Annotated in this window: 8 protein-coding genes; 2 read left to right on the top strand and 6 right to left on the bottom strand. The window is 63.1% G+C overall.

Going from position 1 to position 6,347, the window contains the following annotated elements; genetic code table 11:
- The 6 genes from rplS to ffh all read right to left on the bottom strand — a co-directional run.
- Positions 1-330, bottom strand: a 330-nt coding sequence (gene rplS, locus TX78_RS00760; RefSeq protein WP_044492796.1) for a 50S ribosomal protein L19, incomplete at its 3' end; no start/stop codon positions are given.
- Positions 331-523: 193 nt separating this feature from the next.
- Entirely contained in the window at positions 524-1,252 is a 729-nt protein-coding gene (gene trmD / locus TX78_RS00765; RefSeq protein WP_044492797.1) for a tRNA (guanosine(37)-N1)-methyltransferase TrmD, read from the bottom strand.
- Between the two features lie 11 nt (positions 1,253-1,263).
- Positions 1,264-1,830 (bottom strand): ribosome maturation factor RimM, encoded by a 567-nt coding sequence (rimM, locus tag TX78_RS00770; RefSeq protein ID WP_044492798.1) that lies wholly within the window; start codon positions 1,828-1,830, stop codon positions 1,264-1,266.
- Positions 1,831-1,853: 23 nt separating this feature from the next.
- The gene (locus TX78_RS00775; protein ID WP_044493450.1) at positions 1,854-2,096 is read right to left on the bottom strand and encodes an RNA-binding protein; all 243 of its coding nucleotides are present in this window, start codon (positions 2,094-2,096) and stop codon (positions 1,854-1,856) included.
- A gap of 14 nt (positions 2,097-2,110) precedes the next feature.
- Positions 2,111-2,530, bottom strand: coding sequence for a 30S ribosomal protein S16 (rpsP, locus tag TX78_RS00780; RefSeq protein WP_044492800.1), 420 nt, complete (start codon positions 2,528-2,530; stop codon positions 2,111-2,113).
- A 467-nt stretch (positions 2,531-2,997) separates the two neighbouring features.
- The gene (gene ffh / locus TX78_RS00785) at positions 2,998-4,584 is read right to left on the bottom strand and encodes a signal recognition particle protein (RefSeq protein ID WP_044492801.1); all 1,587 of its coding nucleotides are present in this window, start codon (positions 4,582-4,584) and stop codon (positions 2,998-3,000) included.
- A 130-nt stretch (positions 4,585-4,714) separates the two neighbouring features.
- Here ffh and TX78_RS00790 point away from each other — a divergent pair, with 130 nt between their 5' ends.
- Positions 4,715-5,287 (top strand): hypothetical protein, encoded by a 573-nt coding sequence (locus TX78_RS00790; RefSeq protein WP_044492802.1) that lies wholly within the window; start codon positions 4,715-4,717, stop codon positions 5,285-5,287.
- Between the two features lie 66 nt (positions 5,288-5,353).
- Entirely contained in the window at positions 5,354-6,097 is a 744-nt protein-coding gene (locus TX78_RS00795; RefSeq protein WP_044492803.1) for a hypothetical protein, read from the top strand.
- Positions 6,098-6,347 lie beyond the last annotated feature (250 nt).

A 6,347-nucleotide genomic window follows, 5' to 3' on the forward strand; every position in this document is an offset into this window, starting at 1 on the left:
GCGGATGCGAGCAGCCTTGCCGTGACGGTCACGCATGTAGTACAGCTTGGCGCGGCGGACGTCGCCGCGTGCCAGGACCTCGATCTTCTCGATAACCGGGGAATGCACCGGGAAGGTACGCTCCACGCCCACTCCGAAGGACACCTTGCGAACGGTGAAGGTCTCGCCGATACCGCCGCCCTGGCGGCCGAGCACGTAACCCTTGAAGACCTGGACACGGGTGGTCTTGCCTTCGACGATGTTCACGTGCACGTTGACGGTATCGCCAGGACCGAAGTCCGGGACGTCGTTGCGCAGGGATGCTGCGTCGATGAAGTCAAGCTTCTGCATCGTTTGCTCCTGAAGACGTCTGCCATAGGTCAGTCGCCTTACGTTCTTAAGGCTCTCCGGAATCTGCCGATACGCAGGTGGTGAGCCTCAAAGGCTTAAGAATCCGGTGCCAACGGGTGTTGACTCCGGGGCCTGTCTGTTGACGCTGCTCCCCCATGGCAGAGCTGGCGTCCAGCAGGCACAGCTGTTTATCTTACTCGTTCGCCATTTCCTGCGCCACTACGTACTTGGCCCAGAGGTCGGGACGGATCTTGCGGGTCCGCTGAAGCTGCTGCTCCCGTCGCCACTGAGCGATCTTCGCGTGGTCCCCGGAGAGCAGCACCTCAGGCACTGCTTCACCGCGCCACTGGGCGGGTTTGGTGTAGACGGGATATTCCAGTAGGCCCTCACCGGAATGCGACTCCTCGGCGAGTGACTCGCTATTGCCGATCACCCCCGGTACCAGCCGAGTAATGGCCTCAACCATGACGACGACGGCGGATTCGCCCCCGTTGAGCACATAGTCACCGATGCTCATCCGGCGGACATCAAAATGCTCCGCCGCCCAGTGGCTCATCCGCTCGTCAATGCCTTCAAAGCGGCCCGGAGCAAAGACCAAATGCTCGCGGCCGGCGAGTTCTTCGGCGACTCTCTGCGTGAACACTTCACCCGAGGGTGTGGGGATGATCAAGGTAGGACGAGCGGCCGCGCCCTCGGATGCCAGCACGTCTTCTAAGGCCAGCGCCCAGGGTTCGGGCTTCATCACCATTCCGGCGCCACCGCCGGTGGGAGTGTCATCCACGCTGTGGTGGCGATCGAAGGCGTAGTCCCGCAGCTGGATGCGGTTGATCTGCAGCAGCCCATCACGCTGGGCCTTGCCGATCAGGGACAGGTCTAAGACGTTGAAGAACTCAGGAAAGATGGAGATAGCGTCGATGCGCATGCGGCAGCTCTCTAGAAAAGACCGGCGGGCGGGTTCAGCCGAATGGTGCGCGCCTCGACGTCGATCTCCGGAACGATCTCTTCGACGAAGGGGACCATGATCTCTTCGCCGTCAGCGGTGGTGACTACGAGAAGATCCTGGGCGGGGCCGGTGATCAGCTCAGCGACTTCGCCCAGTGCGGTACCGGAGGCATCGATACAGCTCATGCCTTCGAGGTCGTGGCTGTACCAGCCTTCATCCTCATCCGCCTCAGCCGGCGCCTCGATGTAGAGGAAGGAGCCGCGCAGCGCCTCAGCGGCGTCGCGATCATCAATCTCTTCAAACCGCAGCAGACAGATCTGTTTATTCCAACGCTGGGCGGTGACGGTCAGGCTCGCGGTACTGCGATCTGTGGTCTCTTTGCCCGGTTCACGGATCAGTGCGACCCCGGGAGCCAGCCGTTCGGCGGGGTCATCGGTGAACAGCTGGACGGTGACTTCACCGCGGATGCCGTGGGGTTTGCCAATGCGAGCGACCCGCAGCCGCTCCCCAGTTCCGGGGGTTGGCTGCGAGTCGGCGTCGTATTCAGTGTGTGCCATGGAAGCGTGCAGCTCCAGGCCGCTCAGCGGCGACGGTCGGTGTCGACGACGTCGACCCGAACATTGTCTCCGCCAGGCAGAGCGGCGACCACGGTGCGCAGAGCCTTAGCAGTGCGGCCGGCGCGGCCGATCACCCGGCCCAGGTCATCGGGATGCACCCGAACCTGGAGGGTGTCGTAGCGGCGTCCGTTCTTGCGGCGCACATCAACTTCATCAGGCGAGTCGACGATGCCGCGGACCAGGTGCTCCAGCGCGTCAGTGATCACTGCTTCAGACATGATTACTCAGCGTTCTCCTCGGAAGCCTCCGCTGCCGGGGCCTCCTCTGCTGCAGGCTCCTCAGCCTTGGGGGCTGCGGACTGTTCCACGATGACAGATCCCTTGGAAGGAGCGACAAACTCCTCCTTGGCGGCCTTGGTCTTCAGGGTGCCTTCGGCGCCGTCGATCCCCTTGAACTTCTGCCAGTCACCGGTGATCTTCAGCAGCTGCTGGACCTGCTCGGAGGGCTGAGCACCCACGGAGAGCCAGTACTGGGCACGCTCGGAGTCGATCTCGATGAACGAGGGCTCCTCAGTGGGGTGGTACTTGCCGATCTCCTCGATCGCCTTACCGTCACGCTTGGTGCGGGAATCGGCAACGACGACGCGGTAGTGCGGGCTGCGGATCTTGCCGAACCGCTTGAGACGAATCTTGACTGCCACTTGTGTGGTTACTCCTGTATCTGAGTTTTGGCGCGGCCAGGCACTGAGGCAGTGTGGGGATCTTGCTGCCGGATCAGTGCGACCACTAAAGAACGTTGACCGGCCGGTGAGAATAGAGGGTGCCCACAGGCCGAGCAAAGTACATACATATTGTGCCAGAGATCGAGCTCCGGCGCGATTCAGTGCTAGTTCCGCGGGCGGGGAAACCCCGCCACGCTCTCGGCGGGCTCACGCCCGCCATCACACCTGAAGGGTTCCGCGGGCGGGGAAACCCCGCCACGCTCTCGGCGGGCTCACGCCCGCCATCACACCGAAGGGTTCCGCGGGCGGGGAAACCCCGCCACGGCCATGACGTGGCCCGCACACCGGCAGAGCGGACGCTAGCCTCAGCACGCATAGAACGTAAAGAAACTGCCGAAACTACCCCCAAAATCAGAGGGGTTCCGGCAGTTTCCTTACGATATCTGCTACTTGAGGTACTTCTCGAAGCCCTTGGGCAGGCTGAGGTCGTCCGGGTTGAAGTCCTGTCCGGCTGCGCCGAAGCTTGAGCCATCCATGCGCTTGGCACCCTGCTGACGGCGCAGCTCGGCCTCGCGGGCCTGCTGAGCAGCCTTTGCGGGGTTGCCGGACTTACCCTTGACCTTCTTAGCCTTGCCCTTGGCTGGCTTCTTCTTGCCACCACCGGCGCCCATGCCCGGCATAGGAGGCATACCGGGCATTCCCGGCATACCGCCCCCGCCGACCATCTTCTTCATCATCTTCTGGGCCTGGCCGAAGCGCTCCAGGAGCATATTGACCTCGGAGACGTGAACTCCGGAACCCTTGGCGATGCGGGCACGACGTGAGCCGTTGATGATCTTCGGGGCATTGCGTTCATGCGGAGTCATCGAGTAGATGATCGCCTCGATACGCCCGATTGAGGAGTCATCGAACTGATCCAGCTGCTGACGCATTCCTGCAGCGCCGGGCATCATGCCCAGCAGCTTCTTCATGGAACCCATCTTCTTCAGCTGCTGCATCTGGGAGAGGAAGTCCTCGAGGGTGAAGTCCTCCTGATCGGCGAACTTCTGGGCCATCTTCTCGGCCTCGGCCTTATCCCAGCTGGCCTCGGCCTGCTCGATGAGGCTGAGAACGTCGCCCATGTCCAGGATCCGCCGAGCCATCCGATCAGGATGGAAGACCTCGAAGTCCTTCAGTCCTTCACCGGTGGAGGCGTACATCACCGGCTTGCCGGTGACTGAGGCCACTGAAAGTGCCGCACCACCGCGGGCATCGCCGTCGAGCTTGGTCAGCACCACACCGGTGAAGTTCACACCCTCATTGAAGGCCTGGGCGGTATTGACCGCGTCCTGACCGATCATCGCGTCAATGACGAAGAGCGTCTCATGCGCCCCGACGGCAGCCTTGATATCGGCAGCCTGCTGCATGAGTTCAGCGTCGACGCCGAGCCGACCGGCGGTATCGATGATCACCACGTCATGCAGCTTCTCCCGGGCGGTGGATACACCCTCGCGGGCGACCGCCACTGGGTCACCAGTGGGGGCCTCAGCCTCGGAGGAAACACCCGGATGCGGGGCGTATACCGGAACACCGGCGCGCTCACCACCGACCTGGAGCTGACGCACCGCATTGGGGCGCTGCAAGTCACAGGCCACCAGCAGCGGGGCGTGGCCCTTGCTCTTCAGGTGGAAGGCAAGCTTGCCGGCCAGGGTGGTTTTACCTGCACCCTGCAGACCAGCGAGCATGATGATAGTGGGCGGCTGCTTGGCGAACTGCAGTTCGCGAGTCTGACCGCCGAGGATGTTCACGAGTTCCTCGTTGACGATCTTCACTACCTGCTGGCCGGGGTTCAGCGCACCGGACACCTCCGCACCCATCGCACGGGTCTTGATCCGCGAAATGAACTCGCGCACCACGGGCACAGCCACATCGGCATCGAGCAGGGCACGCCGGATTTCGCGGGCGGTGCCGTCAATATCAGCCTCGGACAGCTTCCCCTTGCCGCGGAGGTTCTTAAACGTCGCTGTCAGGCGATCGGAGAGGGAGTTGAACACGTGTGCGTCGGTTCCTTCGCTGTCTGTCGTCGTAAAACTCGTGGGCGCCGCAGCGGCTGCACCGGCGTGGACATCCTCGAAGCGGTGTCAGCCTCGCGCAGCCTGCGGCCCAAAGCTCTAGAGTAACAATGTGCACCAAGTTGATGATGCGGAAGTTATCCAGGCAGCCCTGGTCGGGCATCTCACCACTATGCAGGCAGTGGAGATCGGCCACCGTCGCGCTGCCCGCGCACTGTCTCTCAGCCCCGCAGCACAGCAGACTACTCCCCGAGCCGGGGCTGCGCACGGCTTGTCACCGACTGAACGCATCATGCTCAGCGCCGCCCACCGTGCGCGCTGCGCCTCCTACGCTCAACGTGCGGCCTTCCTGGAGGAGCTCACGCGTTTTCCGATGGCCGGCCTGAAGGCGCTCTCTGCCCACGATATAAAGACCCTGCAGGTCCCAGAGCACATTGGTAGGGCCGCCGCGCCAGTCGCTGCGACGCCAGAGGTTGCGGAATCGGCCTCTGCAGAACTGCACGGGACAGCTGCCACGAGCCCCACTGCGCAGGTGGAGCGGCCCACGGCAGCGGATGAGGAGCAGGCCCAGCGCGACGACGCCGACGCTCCGGGCACGGTGCCCACCGCTCCCGCGCCCAGGCCCTCGACACACGGCCGCAGCTTCTTCGACGTGATCTACGGCTGGGGCAGCTCTAGGCGCTGAACGAACCACGTAGGATTCTTCGAAGAAGTCACCTGCTGATGAAAAGCCGCTCGAGGGGAAACAGGCATGAGAGATCAGACTGAGACGCCAGAAAGTACTGCCGGTACCGCACCATCCGTTTCCGCAGCACACAACACCGCAGAGCTCGATTCCACAACGCAGGACGCCGCAGAGCTCGAGTCGTTCCACGCGGGAACCCAGCAGGACGATGCTGCTGAGCTTACGGACAGCGAGCTTGCGGGGATCGGCCCCGCAGAGAGCGAGCCTGAGGAGATCGCAGCGCCCGAAGACCTCGGCGAAAACGCTCACCAGGTGGTGCTGGCGCTGCTGAGACATCAGCGTGACCTCGTGCTCGAGCTGCAGGAGGTCTACTCGAGGCTGGAGCAGGTCCGAGAGGTGGAATATGCCCAGCTGCGCACCGAAGTTGATGAGGCACTGCACTCGGTAGCGGATGTACCGGAGCGGCTGACACTGCTCCAGGAGCGTACTGATGCGCTTGCTGCCTCCGTGGCGGAGCACTCTGCTCTCAGCGCTGACCAGAATGCTCGTATCAGCGCGAGCACAGCGGACCAGCGAGTTCAGCTTGCCGAGCGCGATGCCCGGATCGCTGCGCTGACAGCACGACTCGATGAGCTGGAGAAGTCAGCTCAGCAGACGGCCCGTTCTGCGGAGGAAGCTCATGAGTTGCTCGAAGTACTAGCCCAGGAGACCGGTTCCAGCCTCCTGCACCGGGTCACTGAACGAGTCAGCCCGGCAGCCCAGCAGGCCAAGACAACGTTCAGCAAAGTCGCACGCAGGCTTCGCCGCTAGGACACAGCTTCCCGCTGGCCAACCTGGTCAGCATCTCAACGCCCACCGGTCCCCTCCCCCGCTAGACTGACCGGGTGGATTCATCAGTTGTGATTACTCTCGCTGTCCTTGCCGTCGTTCTGCTGGGCGTAGTGTCCTTCCTGCTTGTCAGCGGTCGTTCGCTGAGCTCGCGGGAAACCGCCAAGCGCTATCCCACCACTCGGGATGCCGATGATGTACCTCCGGGAGCTGCCGGGGATGCAGATCGTGA

It is taken from the genome of Nesterenkonia massiliensis (genome assembly GCF_000455245.1).
Lineage (GTDB): Bacteria > Actinomycetota > Actinomycetes > Actinomycetales > Micrococcaceae > Nesterenkonia > Nesterenkonia rhizosphaerae.